We start from the raw sequence: 25,711 nt of genomic DNA, 5'->3' as shown, positions 1-25,711 counted from the left end.
TAGGTTTTGGACAAGACCATGTATGAATAATTTCAAGAAAATCCGAAGTCGTAAAGCACAAAAAAACTCTGATAAAAATACCAGAGTTTTTTGTTGTTAAGTAGCCCGTAGGGGAGTCGAACCCCTCTTACCAGAATGAAAATCTGAGGTCCTAACCGATAGACGAACGGGCCATCTACCAAACTGTAAATAAAATACCTACAGGGTTAGTTTTTTGTTTTTATAAGTTTCAACTCTTAGTATAACCACCCGGTTAGTAGTGATTAAGTTTTGTAGCCCGTAGGGGAGTCGAACCCCTCTTACCAGAATGAAAATCTGAGGTCCTAACCGATAGACGAACGGGCCTACTATGCTGTTACGCTAATTTATTAACGTGCTTTGCCAATTTGCTTTTCAAGTTAGCAGCTTTGTTCTTGTGGATGATATTTTTCTTAGCTAATCTATCCAACAAAGCGATAACTTTTGGAAGTTGCTCCGTAGCTGCAGCTTTATCTTCCTCATTTCTCAAAACTTTGATTGCTGTTCTAGCAGTTTTGTGGTAGTATCTGTTACGAACTTTTCTAACTTCGTTTTGTCTAATTCTCTTTAGTGCTGATTTATGATTTGCCATATCGTTCAAATGTGAGTGCAAAACTATAAACTTTTTTTTAATCTGCCAAATTTATTTTTAAAATTTTTCAATTTTCTTCTGACAGGTATTTTCTGAGTTTATCTATTGCTTGTTCTATTTTTAAATTCTCTTGTTCTCGTTCTATTTTCTTGATTGTGCTACTTAACATAATCATTGCGTTGTTCCATTCTCCAGTGGTGTTGGTGAAGGTAAGTCCATCAATTGTTACTTCAAAGGCGACCCTTTCTCCAGTCCTGTAAAGTCTGAAACTTATTTTATCATCCCTGCCTGTAATCCCGTCTTCATTGATTTGTAAATCGTAACTTTTTGGGTTAGAGTGGATTTTCTTAAAAAGAAGTTTTGCTTCTTGTATTTTTAAATCCGGCATGATATCAAATTTGGTAGCCTATAGGAGAATCGAACTCCTGTTGCAAGGATGAAAACCTTGAGTCCTAACCACTAGACGAATAGGCCAAATTTTGAGGTTGCAAAAGTAATGATTAACTTTTTAACTTCAAAATTATTTTATAAATTATTTAAAAACTTTTTGAATAATCGTATTCTTGATTCCCTTGGTTTCAAGGTCTTTTTGGAGCTTTACAGCATCCTCCAAAGTGAATACTTTTCCATACGTATAGTAGAAAACTCCGTTCTCTTTGTTGCGTTCTACATCCTTCAGTGTCTGTAAGATAAATGAGTTTCCGTTTAGCTTTTCGCCCGTATAAACCTCAATAGTATAGTAGCCAGAAAGCAGTTTTTGATTAGGCATAAATCCTACCGCATAGGCATTTCTGAACCCTGCATCTTTGGCTGTTTTTAAATTGATGTCTTTTACCGAAGCCATGTTTGTAACCCCATAATAATATTTGTACTGTCCGTTATCTTTAAGAGGAAGAATGTAATTCAGACCTTTTAAAGCCGGATCTCCGTCGTTGTATTTCGTAGGTGAACTAAGCAGTAAAATTCTGAAATCATTTTTCAGAGGAGACTCTGCAGGCTTCTCAGGTTCAGGTTTTTTCACTGAAATTGATCCTCCTGTTTTTCGGTCAATGGCTTTTTTATAATCGATGATGGCGTTATAGATACTTTCTGAGATTTCGCTCTGACCCTTTTCAGAGGCCAGATAGTGGCTTTCCTCAGGATGGTTGATGAATCCTGTTTCTATCAGTACGGAAGGCATCGCATTCATACGGAGAACGTGAAGGTTCTTCTGAAAAACACCTCTTGAAAATCTTTTATCTTTATTCACGAAATTATCTTCCACCAATCCGCCAAGCAGTAAGCTGGACTCCAGATATTTATTTTGCTGCAGTTTCAGGGCGATAAGAGATTCCGGTGAACTTGGATTATAAGAACCGAAGGTCTGTTTGTCTTTTTCATCCAGAAAGATCACGTCATTCTCTCTTTTTGCCACTTCCAGGTTTTCGTCATTCTGATTCGGTCCCTGTACATAGGTTTCAGTTCCGTAAGCGGTAGGTCGCTGCGAAGAGTTACAGTGAATAGAGACAAAAAGATCAGCTTTACTTCTGTTCGCCAGGTTGGTTCTGTCCGAAAGAGAAGGATATTCGTCAAATTTACGGGTGTATATTACTTTGAAATCTCTGTTTTTCTCCAACATTGACCCAACTTTTAGGGTAACGGCTAGCGTAACATCTTTTTCTGCGACCCTTCCAATGTCTGCATAAGATCGGTTCGCTCCATGGTCACTTCCCCCATGCCCAGCATCTAAAACGATCGTAAACTTCTTTTGCGAAAAGATTAAAGTGCTCGAGAAAATAAGGAGAAATGATAAAATTATTTTAAAATTTTGTTTGTGCATCTTACAGTTTTAAAAATTATATTAATTTTGAGCCTTAATTATATAGAACAAAAATTGGCCAAAACCGTCCTCAAAAATATATTACAAATTTTAATTATCCTAATTTTTAACAATTTTTTAGCACAAAAAACACCTGAAAAATTGCCTAAAAATGTGGTTAATGATACTATTTCCAAAAAGGATACCATTGTTGTAAAAAAGGAATCTTTAGATGATATTCTCCACACAAAAGCGGATGATCAGCGAAGAGATGTCCCAAAAAAGATGACATTCCTCAACAAAAATGCCCAGGTAAAATACCAGGATATGCAGATTGATGCGGATTATATTTCTATCGACGACAATAAAAATCTCATCTATGCCCGTGGAAAACAGGACTCCCTTGGGAAGATTATTGAACCCGTAATTACCACTCAGGCGGGGAAAAAATATGAAACCAATGAGTTCAGCTACAATACCAAAACAAAACAGGCTATCGCATTTAATGCGAGAACTGAAGAAAACGAAGGGGTAATCACGGCGCAGAAAACCAAAAAGTATAACGATTCTGTTTTCGCCATGAAGAATGCCGATTACACGACCGATGAATATTACATCAAGAAAAAAGATACCGCATCAGATTATTTCATGCGTGCCTCCAATATCAAGCTGATCAAGACTAAAAATAAATCACAGATCGTTACCGGACCTATCCAGATGTATATCGAGAAGGTTCCGACTCCTCTGATTCTGCCGTTTGCGATCCTTCCGTTTTCAGACAAGAGGGCAGCCGGTATCCTGATCCCGAGTTTCGGGGAAAGGGAAGATGTAGGGTTTTTCCTCAACGGGCTGGGGTACTATCAGCCTATAGGGGAGCATTTTGACCTTAAGGTACTTGCCGATATTTATACCAAAGGAAGCTGGAACATACGGCCACAGATGAACTATCTGAAAAAATACAGGTATTCCGGGACATTTACAGCAGATGTCGGAACGATGGTACGTGGAATAAAAGGGCTGGATGATTATAACAAAAACAGTACATACAGAATTGCATGGACACATACTCAGGATTCTAAATCCAATCCTTTTCTGACTTTCAGTGCTTCAGTGGATATCGTAAGTACGAAGTTTTACAACAATAACCTGAACAATAATTATATTTTCAACCAGAACGTCCTGAACACGCAACAGAATTCAGCGGTAACGATAACCAAAAGGTTTTTGAAACTGCCGATTACGATTACAGGATCTGCGTCATACGCTCAAAACTTTGCAACCGGACTGGCCGATCTTCGTCTTCCCCAGATGAACGTAGCGATCAATCAGTTTTATCTGTTTAAATCTAAAACAGGCGTAAGACAGGGACTTCTTGAGAATATTACAGTGAATACAGGTTTCAACCTGACCAATTTTGCAAGCACTCAGGAAAATGAGCTTTTTACAAAGGCGATGTGGGACAAAATGCAAACAGGACTTAAGAATAATATTGCCTTAGGAACCAATACAACGGTAGCGAAATATTTCACATTCAGCTTAAGTGCCAATATTGATAACGCATTAACGACCAAAACACTTAAAAGACGTTATGATCCTATAAAAACGGTTGATGTGGATGAAATTCAAAAGAATATTGCAGGATATTCTACCTTCTCTACTTCTGCCAGTCTTCAGACTACGCTTTACGGAATGCTGAAATTCAAAAAAGGATCTGCTGTAGAAGCGATAAGACACATGATGACGCCGAGTCTTAGCTTTACGTATTCACCGGATTTCTCCAGTCCTGGTTTCGGATATTATAAAAACTATTATAATGCGGAAGGTGCTTTGACTCCTTATTCTATTTTTGATAAAGGAATTGTAGGAAGCCCGTCAAGTGGAGTAGTAGGAGCTTTAGGTTTCAATATCGGGAACAATATTGAAATGAAAGTGAAGTCTAAAAGTGATTCTACAGGAGTGAAAAAAATTAAGATCTTCGAATCACTTAGCTTATCAGGGAATTATAACTTTGCCGCAAAAGATCACCCGTGGTCTGTATTCAGTATCAACGGGCAGTCCTCTTTCTTCAATAATAAATTAAGCGTAAACACCAGTCTTTCACTGGATCCTTATAGAATTGATTTTGCTCCGGGTGCTACGCAGGGAATAAGAACGGAAGAGTTCGGTCATTTCAGTGTACAGGGATTCAACGTACAGCTTTCTTATCCTTTGAGCAGCGAGATATTCGGCGAGAAAACAGATTATGCTAAAAAGTATCCTGCAAAAGGAGAAGTGAGAAATGAGAATTATTATTTTGATGATGATAATTACGCTCATTTCGATCAGGCCTGGACTTTAAATATCAATGCAAACTACGCTTATTCAAAAGGGACATCCTTACTTGGAACCAAAATTGCTTCTGTAGGTCTGGACGGTAGTATTAAGCTGACTCCTTACTGGAATATCAACGGAAGTACGCATTTTGACCTTGTGACGAAAGATCTGGCTTATACCAGAATCGGATTCTCAAGAGACCAGCGAAGTTTTACGATCAACTTTAACTGGGTGCCTTTCGGACAGTATAAGGTATATGACTTCTTTATCGGGATCAAAGCCAACATCTTAAGTGATGCACTGAAGTACAAAGACAGAAGTTTTACACAGCCTAACGCACCTTTCTAATATCAGATTGACTATTGTAAATATAAATTTTATATTTGCAACCAAAATAAATTCAATGAATCACTGTTAACAAAATTGGTTAGCAAACGAATACACGACATAGTGATTGCATATGACTTTTGAAAAAATAAATACCCATATATGAAACAAATAATCAATACAGTTAATGCACCTGCAGCCATCGGGCCTTATTCACAAGCTAATATGGCGAACGGAATTTTATATATTTCCGGACAGATTCCTGTAGATCCTGCAACTGGTAAATTGGTAGAGGGAATTGAAAAGGAAACACATCAGGTGATGAAAAACCTTGAAGCTGTCCTTACTGAAGCTGGAATGACTTTCAAAAACGTAGTAAAAGCAACCATCTTCCTTAAAAGTATGGATGATTTTGCGGTAATGAATGATATTTATGCTTCATATCTTGATGCAGACAGCTATCCGGCCCGTGAAACTGTACAGGTTTCTTGTCTGCCAAAGAATGTTGATATTGAAATTTCTATGATTGCACATCAGGATTAATGAATTTTATTAGAAATACAGTTGCGGTTCTGGTAGGTCTTGGTATAGCGGGGCTTATTATCACTCTTGGTATAAGGGTGTTTCCGCAATGGATCACTTTCGAAGCTTTTGCCCCTTTTGAGCACTGGCAGAGATTTCTTTTCAGCATGAAAAATGATAATGCATTTTTTGGGTTTCTGCTGTTTATTTCCGGGCTTGGATCTACGATTGGGGGAGTAGCTACTGCTCTTATCGTGAAGTACGCTAAAGTGGCTTATGCTATTCTTATCGGCTTCATTATGCTTTTCATTGCCATGCTGGATGTTATTATATTTCCATACCATCCTACGTTTTATAAGATTTCTATTTTCCTTACATTTTTCCCGTTCTCGTGGATAGGAGGAAAGATTGTAGAAGTTATTTATGAGCGGAACAAGAAAAAAAGGATCGCTGAGAAAATGAATAAAACCAAATAAAAAAAACGCTGCAGATTCTGCAGCGTTTTTTTTGATATGAAAAGACTATTGTCTGTAATTTATTAAGGCATTTTGAAACCTTTGGTATAGATTCTTCCGTAGTCATCCACAAACTTCACCTGTACATTACCCTGGTATTTATCCAGTACCTTTTCTACATCTTTCTGTGAATTCACCGGTTTACCATTGATCTCGATAATGATGTAGTTGTCTACGATTCCGATCTTAGCCATTTCGCTTCCTTCGCTTACGTTTTTAGCAACTACACCGCTGTTCAGTCCGTATTCCGTTTTGAACTTTTCAGTAAGCGGATCAAAGTCAGCTCCTATTTTTTCAGTTACGCTCAGATCAGCTTTTGTTCTGGTGGTCGTTCCTCCTTTCTGGTCTTTAAGCGTTACCGTAGTCGTACTTTCTTTCCCATTTCTTGAATAAGTTACCTGAACTTTATCACCTGGACGTTTGCTTCCGATAGACATGGAAAGATCCGCAAAATCTGTAATGTCGTACGTGTCAATTTTAGTGATGATATCTCCTTTTTTCAGACCTGCATCTTCTGCGCCACTGTTATCTCCAAATCCTGTCACATAAACTCCTGAACCTACTTTAAGAGTGGTTTTAAACTGCTTATTGTATGCTGTTACCTGCTGATCGCTGGAAAGGTCTAATGATGAAACGCCTAAGAAGCCTCTTTGTACGATTCCGAATTTCTTGATGTCCTCAACGATTTTTCTTGCTAAGTTAGCAGGAACCGCAAATCCATATCCCTGATAGTATCCCGTCGTAGACTGGATCGCAGAGTTGATCCCGATCAGATCACCATTAACGTTTACCAGCGCTCCTCCTGAGTTACCCGGGTTAATTGCTGCATCGGTCTGAATAAAGCTTTCAATTGGGTTGGTCGCTTTCCCCTGACCTCCTAAGATCCCGATTCCTCTTCCTTTAGCTGAAACAATACCTGCGGTTACTGTAGAATTTAATCCAAGTGGATTTCCTACGGCAAGTACCCATTGTCCAACTTCAATATTGTCTGAATTGGCAAAATTTAAATAAGGAAGCCCTTTTTCTTCGATCTTAAGTAAAGAAATATCGGTGTTCGGGTCAGTACCTACAAGCGTTGCGATATAAGATTTCTTGTTGCTTAAAACAACTTCCAGTTTATTCGCTCCTGCTACCACGTGGTTGTTGGAGATGATATATCCGTCCGGTGAGATGATCACCCCGGATCCCATTCCCGATGGCATATTATCGGGAGCTTGCTGCTTCTGTCTCTGCTGTCCTCTTCCTCCGAAAGGATCTCCGAAGAAGTAATCAAAGAGATCCTGTTCCGAAGCTCTGTTCGTTGATCTGCTCTGATAGTTTTTAATCGTTACTACGGCTGGAACAGTCGTTTTTGAAGCCTTTACGAAATCATCACCCACAGTTCCGGTGTTCATTCCTACGAATGATGCATTAGGTGCTGCTGTGGTGAAGTAAGACTGGTCGCCATTGTTGGAATGCTGACCGAAATATTGTAATGTCCCAACGGTAGTAGCTCCGGAGACAATTCCCACTACTGCAAATGGTAATAGTTTTTTTAAAGTACTCTTCATTGTATATCTTTCTTTTTTTATTTATTGATTTTTTTTGTTTTAACGTAAACAAATTTAATGCTAAATAAGTAAGCAATTAGCATACTGTGTTTCAATTTTAACTAAAATTTAACGGCTATTATGTCATTTTATGCATTATGTCATAATTACGAATAATGTATTAACAAAACTTAAAAAAATATTAAAGCCAAAATGTGACATTTTGTAAGCTGGAGAAGGATAAAATGTCATGATTAAGGTACGAAAATTTATCTGAAAGTCTTTCATTCATCATCATCCGGTAACTCATTCATCATTACTTCCTGTTCATGACTCATATCATGACAAAGTCATTCAATTGAAAAATCATTATATTTGCAAAAATATTTTTCTCACTTAAAACGTTTATAGCATGCAACTGTATAACACCTTAAGCGCAGAAGAAAGAGCTCAACTTATTGATGAAGCTGGTAAGGAACGCCTTACATTGTCTTTCTATGCGTATGCCAAAATTAAAGATCCCAAACAATTTCGCGACGAATTATTTATAGCCTGGAATGCCCTTGATGCACTTGGCCGTATCTATGTTGCTCATGAAGGAATTAATGCTCAGATGAGTGTTCCTGCGGATCAGTTTGAGGCGTTTCGTGATACACTGGAAGTATATGATTTTATGAAAGGAATCCGTCTGAATGTAGCGGTTGACCAGGATGATTATTCTTTTTTAAAGCTGACCATCAAAGTGAGACATAAAATCGTTGCCGATGGTTTGAATGACGATTCTTTTGATGTAACCAATAAAGGAATTCACTTAAAAGCACAGGAATTTAATAATTTACTTGAAGATCCCAATACGATTGTCGTAGATTTCAGAAATCACTACGAAAGTGAAGTAGGGCATTTCGAAGGAGCTATTACTCCTGATGTGGAAAATTTCAGAGAAAGTTTACCAATTATCAACGAGCAGTTACAGGATTTTAAAGAAGATAAAAATCTATTGATGTACTGCACCGGCGGAATTCGTTGTGAAAAAGCCAGTGCCTATTTCAAACACCAGGGCTTTAAAAATGTGTACCAACTGGAAGGCGGAATTATTGAATATACCCGTCAGATCAAAGAAGAAGGTATTGAAAGTAAATTTATCGGAAAGAACTTTGTGTTTGATCACCGATTAGGGGAACGAATTACAGAAGATATTATTTCGCAGTGTCATCAGTGTGGGAAACCTTGTGACAACCATACCAACTGTTCCAATGATGCCTGTCATTTATTGTTTATTCAATGTGACGAATGTAAAGAAGCCATGGAAAACTGTTGTTCTACAGAATGTCTGGATATCAGTCATTTACCTTTAGCTGAACAGTTAGAACTAAGAAAAGGAGTACAGGTTGGAAATAAGGTTTTCAGAAAAGGAAAATCTGATGCTCTGAAATTTAAAAATTCAGGAGATTTACCTGATAAACCTTTAGCGAAAGTTGAAGCCAAAAATATCCGCCAGAAAATAGCCATTAAAAAAGTACTGGTTGGAAAGGCAGAACATTATTATACAAAATCGAAAATCGGACAGTTTTTAATTGAAAACAAAGAACTTTCAATAGGCGACAAAGTCTTGATTTCAGGACCGACAACCGGTGAGCAGGAACTTACCATTACTGAAATTCATGTAAATGGAGGTCCTTGTGAAACGGCTAAAAAAGGAGATCAGATCACTTTTGAAATTCCGTTCAGAGTCCGTTTGTCTGATAAATTGTATAAAATTATACAGCCCTCTGAAAACGTATAAAACGATTGAGTCATGCTAAAAGCTGAGCTTAGAAAAAAATATATGGAGAAAAGAAAAGCCTTGTCAGTTGATGAGGCTTTCTTGTTATCCGGGAAAATATTAAATCATTTTCTAGATTATTTCAGGCCTGAAAAAGGGCAGAAGGTACATGTATTTATGCCAATCAAAAAGTTCAATGAAATAGATACAGAAATCTTTATTAATGCTTTTTTAGCGAAGGGTATCCGTGTTTTCGTTCCTAAAGTTGTGGCAGATGATCTTATCTCCGTAGAAATTACTGAAGATACTGTATTTGAAACCAGCAGGTGGGGCATTTCCGAGCCCGTTTCCAATAAAGATTCCGGAGAACTTCATTTTGATTTTGTAATCACACCTTTATTGTATTGCGATCATAAAGGAAATAGAGTAGGCTATGGAAAAGGCTTTTACGACGGATTTTTCCAAAGTATTTCTGCGGCATCCAAAAAAATTGGTGCTAATTATTTCGGTCCGGATGAATCTATTGATGATGTCTGGGAAAATGATATTCCCCTAGATTATTTGGTAACTCCCACTGAGGTGCTGTCTTTCTTCAATGGAGCAGAATAGAAATCTAAGAAATAAAATTTAAATTCTTTTTTAATCATCGGGGTGGAAAGTAAAATGTATTGGGCGTTTTTTTCAAAAGTTCCCAAAGATTTATTTTTTGCATCAAAATATTCCAGATTGAATTTAGCGTAATCCAATGTATCCTTTTTATAGAATTCTTTGTAAACATTCAGGCTGTTTACCTTCACAGATTTTACTTTCAGACTGTCCAGTTCTCTTAAAAGCTTTTTAAACGTAAGAGAGTCGGGTTTGTGAAAATAACTTTCCATCTGTGAAAAAATCACGGTATCAATCTCTGTATTTCTGTTGCCGGACAAATATAAAGTAGACAGGTCAAGAAGTTCCTGTACTTTTTGTTTTGTTATGGAATTAATGGCTTGCATGCTGTCCATCTGTACTGCCGGATAGCTTTTTACATTGGTGCTGTTTCTCAGTTTATCCAGATCGCTTACTTCAGTCTTTTTATTATTGCAGGAAACAAATGCTAAAAAAAGTACTGCGAAAATTAAAAACTTATTTATTCTCTTCATCTGTGGATGCAATTTTAAATTTAATAGATACTATTTTTCCTTTACTGTCTTTCTTCATCTCTATGACATTAAGGTTTTTCAGAGATGTAGTAGGGGTTGTTACCAAGGTAATGTATCTTTGTTTATCAAGTCTTTCTATACCGTAGGTTTTGTTGTCGTATACCTGGTAAATAATGGCACTGTTACTGATCAGATTCTCCAGTTGATTTCTTTTCTGCTTGATCAGAGCGATCTGTTCTTCAGGATTTCCTCCTTTTACATCCTTAATGGAGAAGTAGTAGGCTGCCATTTTATAATCATCCGGTTTCAGCTCGATCATTTCTTCAGCAGGAGCATTTTCAAGGTTTCGGTTGACTTCCAGATACTCATAGAACGGAGCACTGATCTGCATTTTTATATTTTTATCCTTAGTAGAATAATAAAAACATTCTCCCGGTTTGATTTTAAAGAAAAGTGGAGATTCATTTTCCTTAATCACTCTTATTTCAAGAGTATTGATAACGGAAACGCCACGATCTTTGTCCGTAAAACAATATTTATAAGTTTTTGAAAATATTTCGTCCTTGAAACCAAGAATTCCGGTAAGGGTAATTAAAATAGAAGTAATGATAGCCCAGGCATTCTTTTTAAAGAAATTCTTTCTAATTACTACAGGTTGTATTTCTACATTGTTTGTTGGTGCTGTTTTTTGTGTAATTATTTGATTTTCAGTATTTGATTTTTGTAAATCAACGTTTTCCTGAGGCAGATGTTCTATTTTTTTTGCTGGAATCTCACTTTTTGGAAGATCAGGCGCTGCAGCAACTGTTTTTTCTAATTCTTCGATTTCTTCTTCCTCAAGATCTTCATTTTCAAGCAGTAATTCACCTGCAAAAAGATGCTGTTTTTTGAAGTCGTACCATGATTCGTATCCCGCATAAATACTCAATAAATTGAGCATGTCAATTCTTGGTAATTTGGTAACCGGTGAAGTTTTGAAATAGGTGTAAAATGACTTTTCACTGATGTTGCCTTTGGCTTTTTTGCGAAGGTCTTCCTGGAAATATATAATATCTATCCCCTTCCATTTTGAAATATCATCATGGGAAGGGGTGGATTTTTTTAAATATTCGGTCTGAACGTCTTTTTTTAGCTGTTCAAAATGCAATAGATCTAAATCTGTCAATTTTTATAAAATAATTAAATTGTTGATTATCAGCTTTGTTTGTTTGTAAAACTATTTTACAAATGTATTACAATTATTTTTCATAAACAACTTTCTTATCTGGTCTACCTTTGTCTTGTTCAAATAACAGAACAGAAGAAAATTTATAAAAACAATATTAACAAAATTAAATTTAATTTATTATGAAAAAGTCATTATTCGTAGCTGCTATCGCTGCAATCTCTCTAGTTGCTTGTAAAAAAACTGAAGCTACTTCTACTGAAGGAGCAACTGATTCTGCTGCTGCTAACGTAGCTGATTCTGCTGCTGTAGTTTCTGATTCTGCTGCTAAAGTAATCGATTCTGCTGCAACTACTGCTGTTAACGCAACTAAAGATGCTGCTGCTGCAACTACTGCTGCTGGTGCTGATGCTGCTAAAGACGTAGCTAAAGGAGCTGCTGATGCTGCTAAAGGTGCTGCTGATGCTGCTAAAGACGCTTCTAAAGAAGCTGCTAAAGAAGTTAAAGACGCTGCTAAGAAATAATTTTAGCTTAAGCTTAACAATAAAAGAACCGTTTCACCTGGTGAGACGGTTTTTTTATGCTTTATGCAGTAGAAGATTCAAAAGATCAATAACTTTCAGAATCTTCCCCTTCCAACCATCTATCCTTTTTTCTGCTTCAATGATTCATAGCATGTGATAGCCACCGCATTACTTAAATTCAATGAATCAATACTTCCCGCCATCGGTATCAGTGTATTTTTTCCTTTTCCAATCCAGAAATCACTTAAGCCTGAATGCTCGGTTCCGAATAATACCGCAGAACGTTGCCTGAAATCTCTTTTATATAGGTCTTCCGCAGTCTCATCCATAAGAGTTGTATAAATGTTGAAGTTGTTTTTCTGCAAAAACTCAAGAGTTTCTTCATTTTCAGCATCATAAACTTCCATTCCGAACAGGCATCCTACACTTGATCGTATGACATTTGGGTTATAAAAGTCTGCTTTTCCATCCGCAACGATCAGAGCATCAACTCCAAAAGCCTCGCAGCTTCTCAGAATGGCACCCAGATTTCCAGGTTTTTCAACACCTTCTACAATAATTACCGTTGAATTTTCTTTAGGAACAAACGATGAAAGCACATTGTCTTTGGTGTTATAAATTCCGATGATCCCTTCCGAATTCCCTCGGTACGCGATTTTTTCGTATACTTTCTCGCTTACATGGTGAATCCTGCCTTCAGGAAGGACTCCCTTAAAGATATTTTCACAGACAAAAAACTCTACAGGTTCAAAATCATACTGTAGAGCTCTTTCATTTTCCTGCTGTCCTTCGACCACAAAAACTTTTGATTTTTTACGAAACCGATTGTCTGCCAGAAGTTTGGTGACATTTTTTATTTTATCGTTTTGAAAACTTTCTATCAACATCCTGCAAAATTATGCAAAATTTGTGATTAGGCCGTTTTAGTTTTTGTGAAAAGGGTTTTTGGAGTGATCCGAAACAGAACTTTATTATTGTATTTTCTATAGATAATAATGGCTATAATCAACAGAATGGATAAAATTTTAAATGAATTCCCATACAGGTTTCCTGAAACATTTTCCGAAACATTAAAAATTTCCCAATATAAATTCATTAAAATATGAAGAAATATGGCCGCCCAAAGGTTAAAATCCATCTCAAAATAAACCCATGAGAAAAAAACGGATCCGAAAAAGGTGATCAGAAATATCTCAATAATTTCCGTTCCCGTGCTTCCCTGATATAAATGGACTTGCGCAAACAGAAATGATCCGAATAAAGCAGAAGTTATAAATCCCAGTCTGCTAAACCTGTACAGGATGCCGATAAGGAATGCTCTGAAAATAAGTTCTTCAAAAAATGCAGATGAAATCGTATTGATAAACAGAGATTGAATATCAATTCTATCAGTCAGGCTGAAATTGATTAAATACCCTGCAAGCATTGGAAGTGTCCCTATAAAAGCAAGATTGAAACCTTTTAAAACAGATTTGTTGATTGAAAAGAGATCAGCCATATTCTTTTTAGGGAATAAGATTTTTAAGGTAATGATGAGCGGTATCATAGTGACTGAATAGGCAGCAACGTGAGCGAGAGCTTTACTTCCGGACAATTCTCTAACAAAAGTCTGAATGGTTTTAAAATAAAAAAGATCAAGGAAATAATACACGAAAAACCCGAGTACAAAAAAGAAAAAGAAAGAAATGATTTTGTTCATTGTGGATAAATTTTGAACAAAATTGCAGTTTGCAATAAGCTTTACCAAATTAAAGTGATCAATGACAAAGAAATGTGACGAATTACAAATGTTAAGTTTTTAAATCTTTTAATCTGGGAATAATTAATGAGATAAAGCTTCTGGAAACAGGGATTTCAAAATCAATTTCTGAAAGAAAAAGTTTGTAGCCCTGTGCATTTCCTTTAAGACTTTTGACGTGATTTAAATTGAGAATATAAGACCGGTGACATCTTTTTATCTTATCTGTCTGTATCTGATTCAAAAGATCGGACAAACTGATTCTGATCAATACTTTTTTCACTATATGATCTTCTATAAAGTAAACCGAACAGTAGTTCTCCATTGACTGCGCGCAGATAAAATAATTCTCAGGGATCTGCAGATTAGTCTGGTTGGCAGCTATATTTAGTGTTGTATCGAATTTATGATCTGTTGGTTGGTGATAATCTGCCAGCTGCTTTGAAACCTGATCAGCTGTTCTTTCGTGAATGCTTTTTAAATAAATATACCTTGACAATACATAAATTGTGGAAATAGGAATTCCCAATGCCAGACAGTAGAGAAACATATAAAGAAAGTTGATGAAACTCAGTTTAACATGGCTGATTACTAAAGTATTATAAAAGTAAGATAGGATGGAAGCTAAAAAAATAATTCCGATCAGTTTCAGTAATTCGAAGCCGATGTTCCAGTCTTTGAAACGGATGATGCAGAAATCTGCAATAAAGAAAGAGGTACCAAAGATGAGGGAATAGGGGAAAAGCAGAAGATACTTATATTGATGATGGAAGTTTTCTGTTCCAAAAGGCTGGAAAACGATGAGAAATATATAGAATAAAAGGCCAGCAACCATTGACGAAACCAGAATCTCTTTATAAGAATCAGATTTGGGATACGGATAGGCTGCAAAGGATAACATACGGTGAGTTTTTGGAGTTTAATTTTTCAAACCGATCTGAGGATCAGGCTTAGATCGCAAGAGAAGCAAACTGCCGACAAACATGGTGACACAGCTTGCCAGCCACAGATAATATCCCGGTCCGTACGAAGTTATAGGAGATTTATGTCCTGCTTCATTAACGGTTATTTCGGTTTCCGTAAAATAATAAAGCGCTACGCCTACAGAAAATAAACCTAAAAAAGCCGCAATCTTAGGCTGCTTGACCAACAGGAAAATCCAGGAGAATAAAAGAATAGGATTTGCCAGCCATGAAGTTCCGTCTCCGGAAAGATCAGCCCATCCCAGCAGAAAAAGAGCCAAACCATACATCTCATTATCCTTTCCTGTAAAAACTGCGGGCAAAGCCAGGGAAATTACAAAAACAAGAATACTTACTATTAAGATGATGTGACTTTTTTTCATAAGATTAGTTTTCTTTATCTGGAAAATTACCATTGTCAATAAGACTTTGTGGTAAATCTTTTTTGTTTTTAATACCCAACGATTTCAGTTTCTGAGTTTGAATCACAAGGTTATCATTTCCGGTAGAAAGCTGTTTGTAGGCATCATTGTAAACATTTTTAGCCTGGTCCAGATTTTTCCCTACCTTCTCAAGGTTTTCCACAAAACCTACAAATTTATCATACAGCCTCGCCCCTCGGTCAGCAATCTCCATGGAGTTTTTGTTTTGGTATTCACGTTTCCAAAGATCTGCAATCAGTTTCAGGGAAGTGATCAGATTGCTCGGGTTTAGCAGAAGAATTCTTCTGTCATAAGCAAAATTCCAGAGGTTTTGGTCAGCCTGCATAGCTGCAATATAAGCCGGCTCACTCGGAATAAACATCATCACGAAATCCAGTGATTTTCCATAGTCGTCATATGCTTTCTGACTCAGTTGCAAAATATGATTTTTGATCGAACCTAAATGCTGACTAAGTTTTATGGCATATACATCCTGATCGGTCTCATCTACCAGTTCTGTGAAGGCAGTCAGCGAAACTTTGGAATCAATGATCACATTTCTTTCATCCGGATATTTTATAACGGCATCGGGACGCATTTTCTTTCCTGAAAATTCAGAAAAAAGGGCTTTATTGTCTTCGTCACGAAGCTCATGCTCAAGGAAATATTCTCTTCCTTTTACGAGTCCTGATTTTTCAAGAATGCTTTCAAGGATCATTTCACCCCAGTTTCCCTGGGTTTTGCTTTCTCCTTTCAAAGCTCTTGTCAGTTTTTTTGCGTCTTCGGAAATTTGCTGGTTCAGTTCTGCCAGTTCTTTTACTTTTTCTGCAAGTGAGAAACGTTCCTTATTTTCCTTTTCATAAGCTTCGTTCACCCTGTTTTTAAGGTCGGTAATTTTTTCCTGGAAAGGTTCCAGAATATTTTTTAAATTATTTTGATTTAAAGTGGTGAATTTCTCTGTTTTTTCTTCCAAGATTTTATTAGCCAGATTTTCAAACTGTAGTTTTGATTCATCCTGGATTTTGGTGATTTCTTCCTTCTGGGTATCAAGAGACTGCTGCATGCTGTCGTTTTTAGCAGAAAGTTCAGAATTTTTAGCAAAAATATGTTGTTTCTCGGAAACCAGGGTTTCTATTTGAGTGCCCTGTTTCAAATTGAGCTGCTTCTGTTCCAAAAACTGGGAATTCAACGAAGCGTGTTCTGCGGAAATTTTTGCGTATTCATTTTTCAGATCATTCAGAAGATCGGTCTGTAATTGATTTTGCTCTTTTTCTCTGCCGATATTTTGGGTCAGTTCCTGAACTTTCAGATGAAGATTTTCAAGATCCGATTGGTTTTTGATATACAGATTGTTCAGTTCATCATAAGAAATTCTTGAAACTGTAGACGATTTTAAGGCAAAATACAAAATAACGGCTCCAAGAACTCCGCCGGCAATACATCCGATAATTAAATAGGTCATCTCCATGTTTCAAAATTACAAAAAGAAAAATTAATTTATACTTTAAATGAGGGATTGGAAGATGGAGGAGGGAAGCGGGAAGTTACTGTGTTTTGCAGTTGTACTTTGCTCTTTCATTCTACATTTTCTACTCTCTAAACTACTTTCGTTCCGGATAAGATTTCAATATTCTTTACCACATCATTGCTCTCGCATTTTTTCAGTTCTTTAGTCAGAGCTGGAGTCAATATTTTAGGATTTAAAATCTGTGAGGCGACTTTTGCTGCGGCATAATCTACAATATGGATGACTGATTCTCTGAGAAAGTTGGGCGTGTTGGATGCAATAACTGCTGTGGCCCAGGAGGTTTGTCTTGCTTTGGAAATAGCGAAATCCAGAATGGCGTTATCTTTTCCGTTGGAAATTTTATCAATGAGATTGACGGGATAACATATGGTATTCAAAGAGTCCTGAACCTGTTGGTTGATTGAGGCGATGACCGTATTGATGTTTTCAAAATCTTTTTTAAGCGGATTTATTTTACGGTAAGGCATCACCGTTGCTGCAGAAATCCCGAGGTCGAGATTAATATGGGCATTCATTCCCAGAAAAATATGCTGTAAAATCAAAAGATTTTTATTTTTCGTCGCTTCAAAAGCTGTGTACCACGATTGGGTGCATTTTTTTCCTTTGCTGTAATTTTCCCAGGCTTCCAGATACCTTTGTGCAAAAGCGATATCGAGCAGGGTCATTCTCGGATTGTCTTCAAATTTTTTCTGTTGAATTCCTTTTAGTACCTGCGCGGTCATAATACGGTATGTACATGCGAAATATCCGGCCGGGCTTTGGTTTTCTTTGCACCAGATGATGATTTCATCCAGTTTTTTCAGTACTTCTTCGATCGTTTTCATAGCAGTTTTTGTTTATTTAAAGATAATAAAAACCTGTGATCAGTGGTGTATTGCTTTGAAAACGAGTAGAGTGATCTTTTTAATAATGAAAAAGTGAGCCGGAAAGCTCACTTTATTTTTGTTGATCAGATTATGGAGTGATCGTAATCGGATCTGGAAAAGGCTCAAGAACCAGTGGTTTGCACATTGCAGCCGGTTCGCATCTGTTCCCCATGCATATAAAATTAGTCATCGTGGTGGAGCCGTCAGGACATCTGATCATAGCCTCACCCGGGCATCCTCCGGGACATGGTGCCGGATACAGTGTTCCTCCGAATACTTCTTTCAGTTCTGTTCTCGATAGTTTGGATAGGTTCGTTTTTTTCATGGAATTAATTTTTTAATGGTTTTAATTTGTATATTTCTGAAAATGAAGTTCTAAGATACTGAAAAAATAAATCACTATGATGTTACATAATGATTTAATTGATTTTTATCGAATCTTTTTAAGTGAGACCCGAGTTTTCTATAATTCGTTTAATAATTTTTCTGAACTCCACACATTGGCAAATTCATCATTTAAATTGGCGAGACTGGTCAAATGTATTAATTCTGAATCATATTTTTCACCATGTATTCCTACTCTGTCAAAAGTTGCAGTGGCATCTGAAATGACATAGGTTTCATACCCGTAGTTTCCAGCCATTCTGGTGGTGGTAGAAACACAGTGATTGGTCGTTATTCCAATAATCACTAAAGAATTGATGTGCTGTTGATCAAGTTGCTCTTTTAAATTCGTTCCTATGAAAGCGCTATTTACATTTTTTGTAATAACAGGTTCAACATCTTTTGGAAGTACATAATCATTGAATTCAAATCCGGTATGGGTTTCATGAAGTTTTGAATCAGGATTAAGTGAGCTGTGTCTGATGTGGAATATGGGCAAGTTTAATTCTCTCCATCTTTCTAATATTTTTCCACTGATTTGTTCTGCTGTTTTGTTATTTCTGTTTCCGCCCCAATAGTGTTCGTCAAGAAATCCTTTTTGAATGTCAATTAAAAGTAAGGCTGGTTTTTTATTCCGAAGTTTCATGTTATGTGATTTTAATTAGATATCCTGCGAGGTAATGGAGCAGTAATTTGATTAGCTCCCTAAATACATAGAGTAGGTTGGTGTGTTATTCTCTTCTTGCCCGGCATCGTTCGGTGTGAGCCCTTCAAAAAAGATGTGATCTCCGAGGTCTTTTTGACTAACCTGATTTTGTAACTGATACAGTAAATCCAGAGCTGTAAAATTGACACCGTTGCTTGCTTTTAGTCTTGCAGAAAACTCTGCCTGAAACATACCAAAATCACTATTATCTTCACTTAATACATCATTTTCATCACCCAGTAATGTTTCGTTGGTCGCGATATCTTCTTTTCCTTTGATCCACGCTTCATAGAAAACGTTTATTTCAGGTGCATCTATCACGATCGTATAAGGTTCCCAGGATGTTTTTTCTTTTAAAATACGTGTCTGATAATCTGTGATTTCCGTATTGAAATCTTCGATGCTGTTATAGCTTTTTCTGTGAAATGCCCAAAGAATGTTTGATAATAGACCCATTTGTTTTTGTTTTTTTAGAGGATTATCTTATTAAGAATAATTAATAAGAAAAATAGAATACACACAATTAAGTAAAGTCGCTATAAATGTGGCAATAAATACGGCCAAATTATCACGTGTTTTTCCGGTAAATAATCCTATGATCCAATAATTAATGATATAAGCAGGTATAAGTAAACCAAAAGCGAAAACTGATAGAAATATAAATTTGTATAAAACGATCAAAATAACAATGGTACTGACAACGGAGGCTACGATAGTTCCAAAAATGCTGAACATTAAAGTATCCGAATCAACTTTTAAGTTCTCCACTTTCCGATGGATCTGATTGTATTTTGTGTTGACAAGGATTCCGATGGTTTTATCGGATAAGAAATCAGAGCTTAGTAATGACAAACATTCCTGCTTGGATAATTTGTTCATATAATGCCCATGAATCTCTCTTATCAGTCTGTTTTGTTCATTCAAAAACAAATGTTGACTTTTAATTTTATCCTGAAAATCTTCCAGAGAGCCTCTGCTTAAAATTTCGTTTATGATTTCCTGATCCGGTTTGCCCTGATAATCCAACTGATTCTTATAAGATTCAATCAGATCCTGTTCCGAAAATTTACTGTAAAAGCCCACTGCTATGGATTCGTTTTCGATATTTCCTCATGATGCTTCAGATATAAAGGCAACGCCGCAGATCCATACCACGGGAAAATTTCATAACTGAAGACGCCGGCCTGTACAGCGGGATCTGTTTTTACCCATTGCTCAGCTTCTTCCTTAGATTTTGTATTGAAGATAAACATACCACGGTAGTTTTCTTTGTTCTTTTCTAAAAATGGACCGGCCACCACTATTTTTCCTTCATCAGCTAGCTTTCCGATATTCGTCATATGGCCTTTCATTACTTCGCCCATTTTGGCTTTGTCTTCAATTTTTGTAGTGCCTGTGGTAAGCATCACAATGGTGTAGGCTTTCATTCCATACTGATCTGCACCGAGAGAGGTCGCCAGTTCCTGATTGAATGTTGCCTTTTCTGCTTTCTTTTCCTGGGCAAAAGATAAAATTGCCATTAAAAAAGAGATGGATACATAAATTTTTAATTTCATAGCAATGATTGTATTATAAGTCCAATATCTAACATCTTATGTCTGAAATCTGAAATCTGACGTCTGATATCTAAAATCTAATCTTTTATTCTCAAAAATTCCTTAGCCAATTCGATCATTTTCGGATCACCAGTGTATTTCCCGTGTTCGTCGGAAAGTTTTACTGTTGGAATCCATTCTTTGTTTGGAGCCTGTACACCAATTAGTTTCATGACGATATTCATTGGTTTTAAACCGACATCATTGGTAAGATTGGTGCCGATTCCAAATGAAACTCCAATCTTTCCTTTGCAGTAATTGGTGATTTCCTCTACCTTTTCAAGGTTCAAGGCATCGGAGAAGATGATGTATTTGAATAAAGGATTGATTCCGTTATTTTTATAATGAGCAATGGTCTTGTCTGCAAATTCCAGAGGATCACCGCTGTCGTGACGAACGCCGTCAAACAGTTTTGCGAACTTCTTATCAAACTGTTGGAAAAAAACATCCGTGGTATAAGTGTCTGAAAGGGCTACTCCAAGGTCTCCTCTGTAGACATCTACCCAATGTTCAAGAGCCATTTCATTGGCCATTTTGAATCCGTATTCAGCAGCATGGAACATAAACCATTCGTGCGCGTGCGTACCGATTGGTTTTACCCCGAACTTCATCGCAAAATGAACGTTGGAACTTCCGATGAATGTGGATTGTTTATTTTGTGTTAAAGCTTCCATGACCAGATTCTGTACTTTATAGGAGTGTCTTCTTCTGGTCCCGAATTCTGCGAAATTAACGCCAAGTCGGGCCAGAGAATCCGCTTTTTCCAAAGTTCTGTTCATCACAATATCATTGGAATCTCTTTCCATATGATTCATTTCGTAATGCAACTCACTGATCAAAGCAAGTAAAGGAACTTCCCACAGAATCGTTCTGTACCAAAGCCCTTCCACGGTTACGGAGAGCTCGCTTCCTTCCTGATGAATTTTCACTTCAGACGGATCGTAGTGATAGCCTTCAAGGAAATCAAGGTAGGGAAGGTCTATATAAGGACAGGTTCTGGCCATGAATTTCTTTTCATCTTTGGTCAGCTTCAGCTCTGCCATTTTATTGACGGCTTCTTTTAAAGCTGCATCAAAGCCTTCCGGAAACTGATGCTTTCCTCTGTTGATGAATTCGTATTTTACGATAGAGCTTGGAAATAATTTGACCACTGCATTCTGCATGGTGATTTTGTAGAAATCGTTATCCAGTATAGAGTTTAATCGAACGTCGTACATAATATGTGTAATTTTAACGCAAATATAGTCATTTAAAATAAAAACCGCCTAAATGTAAGGCGATTTTTTTATTTATCAGTGGATTTCTGCCGGTTACTTCCCTAAATAAGAATTGTACATCCATACTTCTTTTTCCTGTTCTGTGATGTAGTCGCTCATCTGGGAATTTGTTCCTTCATCTCCCGCTGCATCCGTAATGTCCAGAAGTTCTCTCTGTAAATCCAGGACTACTTTAAATGAACTTAAAATATTCTCAACACTCTTTGTACCGTCGGTTACTTCCTTGCTTTCCTTAATGGTAGATACTTTCAGATAGTCGGAGTAGTTGTGGGCAGGAGTTGCACCTAACGTCAGGATTCTTTCTGCGATCTCATCGATCTTTAATACCAGGCTGTTGTACAATTCCTCAAACTTCGGATGAAGGGTAAAGAACTGATCTCCTTTGATATTCCAGTGTGAGCCTCTTGTGTTCTGATAGAAGATGGAATAGTTGGCTAAAAGGATATTTAGTTTTTCCGAAATGTTTTTACAGTCGGTTTCTTTCAAGCCGATAATGCTTGCATTTTTCATAAGTTTATTTTTTATACTCACAAAATTAGAAAATATTGTGCCGAAAGGACTTCAATGTCAATAGAAGATAACTATAAGAAAATGTTTTAAAATAGTTTGGAAACATGATGAATATCCAATTTAAAGTGATGACGAAATGATACCATATAATAAGGTATAAATGAAATGCGGTTTGAGAATGTACCAAGATGTATTTTTCTTTAAAAGAATATAGAAAACTCAGAGGATGTGAAAAATTCGGAGCGCATAGGAGATTAAATAAATTTTACAATTATTTAATACAGAGTCTATAAGAAAAAATGACATTCTTTTTTTACATTTTCTCAATGGATATCGGTAGTCTGTTATTTGGTTGTTCACAGACAATGTCTTTTTGGTGTAAGTGTTTGATTTTAATTTTCATATAAGTTTTTGTAGATTGGAAAAATATTCCTATTTTTGCACCCTAAAATAAAAAGCAATTAAATGCCTACTATTCAACAATTAGTAAGAAAAGGAAGAGCCACGCTTGCCAAGAAGAGCAAATCGGCTGCCCTTGATTCTTGTCCACAAAGACGAGGTGTATGTACGAGAGTATATACTACCACTCCTAAGAAACCTAACTCTGCACTTAGAAAAGTTGCAAGGGTAAGACTTTCTAACGGGAAGGAAGTCAACGCCTACATCCCGGGCGAAGGACATAATCTTCAAGAGCACTCGATAGTATTGGTAAGAGGCGGAAGGGTGAAAGACCTACCGGGAGTACGTTACCACATCGTAAGAGGTGCTTTAGACACTGCAGGTGTAAATGGAAGAACACAGAGAAGATCGAAGTATGGAGCTAAGAGACCTAAGCCAGGTCAGGCAGCTGCTGCACCAGCAAAAGGAAAGAAAAAATAATCATTAAATAAGGTACAGAAGCAATGAGAAAGACAAAAGCGAAAAAAAGACCGTTGTTACCAGATCCGAAGTTTAATGATCAATTGGTAACTAGATTTGTAAACAACCTAATGCTTGACGGTAAGAAGTCAATCGCATTCAAAATTTTCTATGATGCTTTAGAGATCGTAGAAACTAAAAAAGGAGAAACTGAAAAGACTGCCCTTGAAATCTGGAAAGATGCATTAACTAACGTTATGCCTCACGTAGAAGTACGTTCTAGAAGAGTAGGTGGAGCTAACTTCCAGATCCCTATGCCAATCAGAGCTGATAGAAAAATTTCTATGGCAATGAAATGGTTAATTAGCTATTCTAAGAAAAGAAATGATAAGTCTATGGCTTTGAAATTAGCTAATGAAGTAGTAGCTGCTTCAAGAGAAGAAGGTGCTGCTTACAAGAAAAAATCTGATACTCACAAAATGGCGGAAGCTAACAAAGCTTTCTCACACTTTAAATTCTAATTAGAAATGAGTAGAGATCTTAAATTTACAAGAAATATTGGTATTGCTGCGCACATTGATGCTGGTAAAACTACTACTACAGAAAGAATCTTATTCTATACAGGAGTAAACCACAAAATTGGTGAAGTTCACGATGGTGCTTCTACAATGGACTGGATGGAGCAAGAAGCTGAAAGAGGTATTACCATTACTTCTGCAGCTACTACTTGTAACTGGAACTTCCCGACTGACCAGGGTAAAATTTTACCTGAAAGTAAGCCTTACCACTTCAACATCATCGATACACCGGGACACGTTGACTTCACAGTAGAAGTAAACAGATCTTTGAGAGTATTAGATGGTTTGGTATTCTTATTCTCTGCAGTAGATGGAGTAGAGCCTCAGTCTGAAACAAACTGGAGACTTGCTGACAACTACAAAGTAGCAAGAATGGGATTCGTAAACAAAATGGACAGACAAGGTGCTGACTTCCTTAACGTGGTAAACCAGGTTAAGACTATGTTAGGATCAAACGCAGTTCCAATCGTTTTACCAATCGGTGCTGAAGAAGATTTCAAAGGTGTAGTAGACTTAATTAAAAACAGAGCTATCGTTTGGGACGAAGCAGGACAAGGAGCTACTTTCGAAGTAGTGCCAATTCCTGAAGACATGAAGGCTGAAGTTCTGGAATACAGAGAGAAATTAGTTGAAGCTGTTGCTGATTATGATGATACTTTGATGGAGAAATTCTTCGAAGATCCAGATTCAATTTCAGAAGACGAAATCAACGAAGCTCTTAGAAAAGCTACTATCGATTTATCTATTATCCCAATGACTTGTGGTTCTTCATTCAAGAATAAAGGAGTACAGTTTATGTTGGATGCAGTATGTAAGTACTTGCCTTCTCCATTGGATAAAGATGATATCAAAGGTACTGACCCAAGAACAGATCTTGATATTACAAGAAAACCATCTGTAGACGAGCCTTTCGCAGCTTTAGCATTTAAGATTGCTACTGACCCATTCGTGGGAAGATTAGCATTCTTCAGAGCATACTCTGGAAGACTGGATGCAGGTTCTTATATCTTGAACACTCGTTCAGGAGATAAAGAAAGAATCTCTAGAATCTATCAGATGCACGCTAACAAGCAAAATCCTGTAGAATATATTGAAGCAGGAGATATTGGTGCAGCGGTAGGTTTTAAATCTATCAAAACTGGTGATACAATGTGTGATGAGAAACACCCAATCGTTCTTGAATCGATGGTTTTCCCTGATCCGGTAATTGGTATCGCTGTTGAGCCTAAAACTAAGGCTGACCAGGATAAAATGGGTAACGCTCTGGCTAAATTAGCTGAAGAAGATCCTACTTTCCAGGTTAAAACTGACGAAGCTTCTGGTCAAACGATTATCTCAGGAATGGGTGAACTTCACCTTGACATTCTTGTAGATCGTATGAGAAGAGAATTCAAAGTAGAAGTTAACCAAGGTCAACCTCAGGTAGAATACAAAGAAAATCTTACAAGAGTTGCTCAGCACAGAGAAGTTTACAAAAAACAATCTGGTGGTAAAGGTAAATTTGCTGATATTGTATTTGAACTAGGACCAGCTGACGAAGGTAAAATTGGTTTAGAATTCATCAATGAGATCAAAGGTGGTAACGTTCCTAGAGAATTTGTTCCTGCAATTGAAAAAGGCTTTAAAGCTGCAATGAAGAACGGTCCTTTGGCTGGTTTCGAAGTTGAAGGTATTAAAGTTATTCTTAAAGACGGATCTTTCCACGCGGTGGATTCTGATGCTCTTTCTTTTGAAATGGCAGCTAAATTAGGATTTAAAGAAGCGGGACGTGCTGCTAAGCCAGTAATTATGGAGCCTATTATGAAACTGGAAGTTGTAACTCCGGAAGAATATATGGGTAACATCATTGGTGACCTTAACAAAAGAAGAGGGACCATCAGTGGTCAGGAAGAGAAAAACGGAGCTGTTGTAATCAAAGGTTCTGTTCCACTTTCTGAAATGTTTGGATATGTAACGACTCTAAGAACACTTTCATCAGGAAGAGCTACTTCTTCTATGGAATTAGAGAAGTATCAAGCTACTCCACAAAACGTTGCTGAAGATATCATTGCTAAAGCAAAAGGTTAATTTTTAAATTAAAGAA

28 protein-coding genes and 3 tRNA genes are annotated in these 25,711 nt (G+C 37.0%); 9 read left to right on the top strand and 22 right to left on the bottom strand.

What is annotated here, in order from left to right:
• Positions 1-101 precede the first annotated feature (101 nt).
• The 6 genes from N0B48_RS14375 to N0B48_RS14350 form a co-directional block, all read right to left on the bottom strand.
• Positions 102-173 (bottom strand) — tRNA-Glu (locus N0B48_RS14375).
• A 100-nt stretch (positions 174-273) separates the two neighbouring features.
• Positions 274-345, bottom strand: a tRNA-Glu gene (locus tag N0B48_RS14370).
• A gap of 10 nt (positions 346-355) precedes the next feature.
• A complete protein-coding gene (rpsT, locus tag N0B48_RS14365; protein WP_034738887.1) occupies positions 356-610 on the bottom strand; it encodes a 30S ribosomal protein S20 in 255 nt (84 codons plus the stop codon).
• A 67-nt stretch (positions 611-677) separates the two neighbouring features.
• Positions 678-998: a hypothetical protein gene (locus N0B48_RS14360; RefSeq protein WP_047454243.1), complete on the bottom strand. Its 321-nt coding sequence runs from the start codon at positions 996-998 to the stop codon at positions 678-680.
• A gap of 11 nt (positions 999-1,009) precedes the next feature.
• A tRNA-Glu gene (locus N0B48_RS14355) sits at positions 1,010-1,084 on the bottom strand.
• Between the two features lie 58 nt (positions 1,085-1,142).
• Positions 1,143-2,429, bottom strand: coding sequence for an N-acetylmuramoyl-L-alanine amidase family protein (locus N0B48_RS14350; RefSeq protein ID WP_259839445.1), 1,287 nt, complete (start codon positions 2,427-2,429; stop codon positions 1,143-1,145).
• A gap of 54 nt (positions 2,430-2,483) precedes the next feature.
• On the opposite strand from N0B48_RS14350, the gene N0B48_RS14345 reads away from it, so the two are divergent.
• The 3 genes from N0B48_RS14345 to N0B48_RS14335 all read left to right on the top strand — a co-directional run bounded on the left by N0B48_RS14345 (position 2,484) and on the right by N0B48_RS14335 (position 6,046).
• Complete coding sequence (locus N0B48_RS14345; protein ID WP_371830621.1) at positions 2,484-5,069, top strand: putative LPS assembly protein LptD; 2,586 nt, start codon at positions 2,484-2,486, stop codon at positions 5,067-5,069.
• Positions 5,070-5,210: 141 nt separating this feature from the next.
• Complete coding sequence (locus N0B48_RS14340; RefSeq protein WP_099764939.1) at positions 5,211-5,591, top strand: RidA family protein; 381 nt, start codon at positions 5,211-5,213, stop codon at positions 5,589-5,591.
• A complete protein-coding gene (locus N0B48_RS14335; RefSeq protein WP_034726085.1) occupies positions 5,591-6,046 on the top strand; it encodes a hypothetical protein in 456 nt (151 codons plus the stop codon). The genes N0B48_RS14340 and N0B48_RS14335 overlap by 1 nt, the downstream gene beginning before the upstream one ends.
• A 62-nt stretch (positions 6,047-6,108) precedes the next feature.
• Here N0B48_RS14335 and N0B48_RS14330 read toward each other — a convergent pair whose 3' ends face one another.
• Positions 6,109-7,635 (bottom strand): trypsin-like peptidase domain-containing protein, encoded by a 1,527-nt coding sequence (locus tag N0B48_RS14330; RefSeq protein ID WP_259839442.1) that lies wholly within the window; start codon positions 7,633-7,635, stop codon positions 6,109-6,111.
• A gap of 391 nt (positions 7,636-8,026) precedes the next feature.
• Here N0B48_RS14330 and trhO point away from each other — a divergent pair, with 391 nt between their 5' ends.
• Positions 8,027-9,397, top strand: a complete 1,371-nt coding sequence (gene trhO, locus N0B48_RS14325) for an oxygen-dependent tRNA uridine(34) hydroxylase TrhO (RefSeq protein ID WP_259839441.1) — start codon at positions 8,027-8,029, stop codon at positions 9,395-9,397.
• Between the two features lie 12 nt (positions 9,398-9,409).
• Positions 9,410-9,985 (top strand): 5-formyltetrahydrofolate cyclo-ligase, encoded by a 576-nt coding sequence (locus tag N0B48_RS14320; RefSeq protein WP_259839439.1) that lies wholly within the window; start codon positions 9,410-9,412, stop codon positions 9,983-9,985.
• Here N0B48_RS14320 and N0B48_RS14315 read toward each other — a convergent pair.
• Entirely contained in the window at positions 9,934-10,515 is a 582-nt protein-coding gene (locus N0B48_RS14315) for a hypothetical protein (protein ID WP_223608866.1), read from the bottom strand. The two genes, N0B48_RS14320 and N0B48_RS14315, sit on opposite strands and share 52 nt — an antisense overlap.
• A complete protein-coding gene (locus tag N0B48_RS14310; RefSeq protein ID WP_259839438.1) occupies positions 10,499-11,680 on the bottom strand; it encodes a hypothetical protein in 1,182 nt (393 codons plus the stop codon). The genes N0B48_RS14315 and N0B48_RS14310 overlap by 17 nt, the downstream gene beginning before the upstream one ends.
• 182 nt (positions 11,681-11,862) lie before the next feature.
• Here N0B48_RS14310 and N0B48_RS14305 point away from each other — a divergent pair, with 182 nt between their 5' ends.
• The gene (locus tag N0B48_RS14305; RefSeq protein ID WP_223608864.1) at positions 11,863-12,204 is read left to right on the top strand and encodes a hypothetical protein; all 342 of its coding nucleotides are present in this window, start codon (positions 11,863-11,865) and stop codon (positions 12,202-12,204) included.
• 119 nt (positions 12,205-12,323) lie between these two features.
• Here the strand turns inward: N0B48_RS14305 and N0B48_RS14300 are convergent, their stop codons facing one another.
• The 13 genes from N0B48_RS14300 to N0B48_RS14240 all read right to left on the bottom strand — a co-directional run bounded on the left by N0B48_RS14300 (position 12,324) and on the right by N0B48_RS14240 (position 22,192).
• On the bottom strand, positions 12,324-13,091 hold the full coding sequence (locus N0B48_RS14300; protein ID WP_259839437.1) for a TrmH family RNA methyltransferase: 768 nt from the start codon (positions 13,089-13,091) through the stop codon (positions 12,324-12,326).
• 26 nt (positions 13,092-13,117) lie between these two features.
• Positions 13,118-13,903 (bottom strand): CPBP family intramembrane glutamic endopeptidase, encoded by a 786-nt coding sequence (locus N0B48_RS14295; RefSeq protein WP_259839436.1) that lies wholly within the window; start codon positions 13,901-13,903, stop codon positions 13,118-13,120.
• 91 nt (positions 13,904-13,994) lie between these two features.
• Positions 13,995-14,843: a LytTR family DNA-binding domain-containing protein gene (locus N0B48_RS14290; protein ID WP_259839435.1), complete on the bottom strand. Its 849-nt coding sequence runs from the start codon at positions 14,841-14,843 to the stop codon at positions 13,995-13,997.
• 18 nt (positions 14,844-14,861) lie between these two features.
• The gene (locus N0B48_RS14285) at positions 14,862-15,287 is read right to left on the bottom strand and encodes a hypothetical protein (protein ID WP_259839434.1); all 426 of its coding nucleotides are present in this window, start codon (positions 15,285-15,287) and stop codon (positions 14,862-14,864) included.
• Between the two features lie 4 nt (positions 15,288-15,291).
• A complete protein-coding gene (locus tag N0B48_RS14280) occupies positions 15,292-16,788 on the bottom strand; it encodes a DNA recombination protein RmuC (RefSeq protein ID WP_259839433.1) in 1,497 nt (498 codons plus the stop codon).
• 134 nt (positions 16,789-16,922) lie between these two features.
• On the bottom strand, positions 16,923-17,678 hold the full coding sequence (locus N0B48_RS14275; protein ID WP_259839432.1) for a DUF5995 family protein: 756 nt from the start codon (positions 17,676-17,678) through the stop codon (positions 16,923-16,925).
• 130 nt (positions 17,679-17,808) lie between these two features.
• Positions 17,809-18,045: a hypothetical protein gene (locus tag N0B48_RS14270; protein WP_259839431.1), complete on the bottom strand. Its 237-nt coding sequence runs from the start codon at positions 18,043-18,045 to the stop codon at positions 17,809-17,811.
• A 138-nt stretch (positions 18,046-18,183) separates the two neighbouring features.
• Positions 18,184-18,750, bottom strand: coding sequence for a cysteine hydrolase family protein (locus tag N0B48_RS14265; RefSeq protein ID WP_259839430.1), 567 nt, complete (start codon positions 18,748-18,750; stop codon positions 18,184-18,186).
• Between the two features lie 51 nt (positions 18,751-18,801).
• Entirely contained in the window at positions 18,802-19,266 is a 465-nt protein-coding gene (locus N0B48_RS14260) for a hypothetical protein (protein ID WP_259839429.1), read from the bottom strand.
• Between the two features lie 30 nt (positions 19,267-19,296).
• Positions 19,297-19,893 carry a hypothetical protein gene (locus tag N0B48_RS14255; RefSeq protein WP_259839428.1) on the bottom strand — a complete coding sequence of 199 codons (597 nt, stop codon included), beginning with the start codon at positions 19,891-19,893 and terminating at the stop codon, positions 19,297-19,299.
• Positions 19,894-19,895: 2 nt separating this feature from the next.
• On the bottom strand, positions 19,896-20,366 hold the full coding sequence (locus N0B48_RS14250) for a YciI family protein (RefSeq protein ID WP_259839427.1): 471 nt from the start codon (positions 20,364-20,366) through the stop codon (positions 19,896-19,898).
• 77 nt (positions 20,367-20,443) lie between these two features.
• Positions 20,444-21,622 carry a nicotinate phosphoribosyltransferase gene (pncB, locus tag N0B48_RS14245; RefSeq protein WP_259839426.1) on the bottom strand — a complete coding sequence of 393 codons (1,179 nt, stop codon included), beginning with the start codon at positions 21,620-21,622 and terminating at the stop codon, positions 20,444-20,446.
• Between the two features lie 93 nt (positions 21,623-21,715).
• Complete coding sequence (locus N0B48_RS14240; RefSeq protein WP_259839425.1) at positions 21,716-22,192, bottom strand: Dps family protein; 477 nt, start codon at positions 22,190-22,192, stop codon at positions 21,716-21,718.
• Positions 22,193-22,657: 465 nt separating this feature from the next.
• Here N0B48_RS14240 and rpsL point away from each other — a divergent pair, with 465 nt between their 5' ends.
• The 3 genes from rpsL to fusA are packed head-to-tail and all read left to right on the top strand — an operon-like array spanning position 22,658 to position 25,695.
• Entirely contained in the window at positions 22,658-23,071 is a 414-nt protein-coding gene (gene rpsL, locus N0B48_RS14235; protein ID WP_002983146.1) for a 30S ribosomal protein S12, read from the top strand.
• A 23-nt stretch (positions 23,072-23,094) separates the two neighbouring features.
• The gene (gene rpsG, locus N0B48_RS14230; protein ID WP_034726018.1) at positions 23,095-23,571 is read left to right on the top strand and encodes a 30S ribosomal protein S7; all 477 of its coding nucleotides are present in this window, start codon (positions 23,095-23,097) and stop codon (positions 23,569-23,571) included.
• Positions 23,572-23,577: 6 nt separating this feature from the next.
• On the top strand, positions 23,578-25,695 hold the full coding sequence (fusA, locus tag N0B48_RS14225; RefSeq protein WP_259839424.1) for an elongation factor G: 2,118 nt from the start codon (positions 23,578-23,580) through the stop codon (positions 25,693-25,695).
• Positions 25,696-25,711: the final 16 nt, after the last annotated feature.

It is taken from the genome of Chryseobacterium herbae (genome assembly GCF_025154075.1).
In the GTDB taxonomy this organism is placed as follows: Bacteria; Bacteroidota; Bacteroidia; order Flavobacteriales; family Weeksellaceae; genus Chryseobacterium; species Chryseobacterium herbae.
This window is presented reverse-complemented; position numbering and strand designations above follow the sequence as displayed.

What these genes read in the sequence shown, in the direction of transcription:
- rpsT (WP_034738887.1), bottom strand. Translation starts at nt 610, where the DNA reads ATGGCAAATCATAAATCAGCACTAAAGAGAATTAGACAAAACGAAGTT.
- N0B48_RS14360 (WP_047454243.1), bottom strand. Translation starts at nt 998, where the DNA reads ATGCCGGATTTAAAAATACAAGAAGCAAAACTTCTTTTTAAGAAAATC.
- N0B48_RS14350 (WP_259839445.1), bottom strand. Translation starts at nt 2,429, where the DNA reads ATGCACAAACAAAATTTTAAAATAATTTTATCATTTCTCCTTATTTTC.
- N0B48_RS14340 (WP_099764939.1), top strand. Translation starts at nt 5,211, where the DNA reads ATGAAACAAATAATCAATACAGTTAATGCACCTGCAGCCATCGGGCCT.
- N0B48_RS14335 (WP_034726085.1), top strand. Translation starts at nt 5,591, where the DNA reads ATGAATTTTATTAGAAATACAGTTGCGGTTCTGGTAGGTCTTGGTATA.
- N0B48_RS14330 (WP_259839442.1), bottom strand. Translation starts at nt 7,635, where the DNA reads ATGAAGAGTACTTTAAAAAAACTATTACCATTTGCAGTAGTGGGAATT.
- trhO (WP_259839441.1), top strand. Translation starts at nt 8,027, where the DNA reads ATGCAACTGTATAACACCTTAAGCGCAGAAGAAAGAGCTCAACTTATT.
- N0B48_RS14320 (WP_259839439.1), top strand. Translation starts at nt 9,410, where the DNA reads ATGCTAAAAGCTGAGCTTAGAAAAAAATATATGGAGAAAAGAAAAGCC.
- N0B48_RS14315 (WP_223608866.1), bottom strand. Translation starts at nt 10,515, where the DNA reads ATGAAGAGAATAAATAAGTTTTTAATTTTCGCAGTACTTTTTTTAGCA.
- N0B48_RS14305 (WP_223608864.1), top strand. Translation starts at nt 11,863, where the DNA reads ATGAAAAAGTCATTATTCGTAGCTGCTATCGCTGCAATCTCTCTAGTT.
- N0B48_RS14300 (WP_259839437.1), bottom strand. Translation starts at nt 13,091, where the DNA reads ATGTTGATAGAAAGTTTTCAAAACGATAAAATAAAAAATGTCACCAAA.
- N0B48_RS14295 (WP_259839436.1), bottom strand. Translation starts at nt 13,903, where the DNA reads ATGAACAAAATCATTTCTTTCTTTTTCTTTTTTGTACTCGGGTTTTTC.
- N0B48_RS14290 (WP_259839435.1), bottom strand. Translation starts at nt 14,843, where the DNA reads ATGTTATCCTTTGCAGCCTATCCGTATCCCAAATCTGATTCTTATAAA.
- N0B48_RS14285 (WP_259839434.1), bottom strand. Translation starts at nt 15,287, where the DNA reads ATGAAAAAAAGTCACATCATCTTAATAGTAAGTATTCTTGTTTTTGTA.
- N0B48_RS14280 (WP_259839433.1), bottom strand. Translation starts at nt 16,788, where the DNA reads ATGACCTATTTAATTATCGGATGTATTGCCGGCGGAGTTCTTGGAGCC.
- N0B48_RS14275 (WP_259839432.1), bottom strand. Translation starts at nt 17,678, where the DNA reads ATGAAAACGATCGAAGAAGTACTGAAAAAACTGGATGAAATCATCATC.
- N0B48_RS14270 (WP_259839431.1), bottom strand. Translation starts at nt 18,045, where the DNA reads ATGAAAAAAACGAACCTATCCAAACTATCGAGAACAGAACTGAAAGAA.
- N0B48_RS14265 (WP_259839430.1), bottom strand. Translation starts at nt 18,750, where the DNA reads ATGAAACTTCGGAATAAAAAACCAGCCTTACTTTTAATTGACATTCAA.
- N0B48_RS14260 (WP_259839429.1), bottom strand. Translation starts at nt 19,266, where the DNA reads ATGGGTCTATTATCAAACATTCTTTGGGCATTTCACAGAAAAAGCTAT.
- N0B48_RS14250 (WP_259839427.1), bottom strand. Translation starts at nt 20,366, where the DNA reads ATGAAATTAAAAATTTATGTATCCATCTCTTTTTTAATGGCAATTTTA.
- pncB (WP_259839426.1), bottom strand. Translation starts at nt 21,622, where the DNA reads ATGTACGACGTTCGATTAAACTCTATACTGGATAACGATTTCTACAAA.
- N0B48_RS14240 (WP_259839425.1), bottom strand. Translation starts at nt 22,192, where the DNA reads ATGAAAAATGCAAGCATTATCGGCTTGAAAGAAACCGACTGTAAAAAC.
- rpsL (WP_002983146.1), top strand. Translation starts at nt 22,658, where the DNA reads ATGCCTACTATTCAACAATTAGTAAGAAAAGGAAGAGCCACGCTTGCC.
- rpsG (WP_034726018.1), top strand. Translation starts at nt 23,095, where the DNA reads ATGAGAAAGACAAAAGCGAAAAAAAGACCGTTGTTACCAGATCCGAAG.
- fusA (WP_259839424.1), top strand. Translation starts at nt 23,578, where the DNA reads ATGAGTAGAGATCTTAAATTTACAAGAAATATTGGTATTGCTGCGCAC.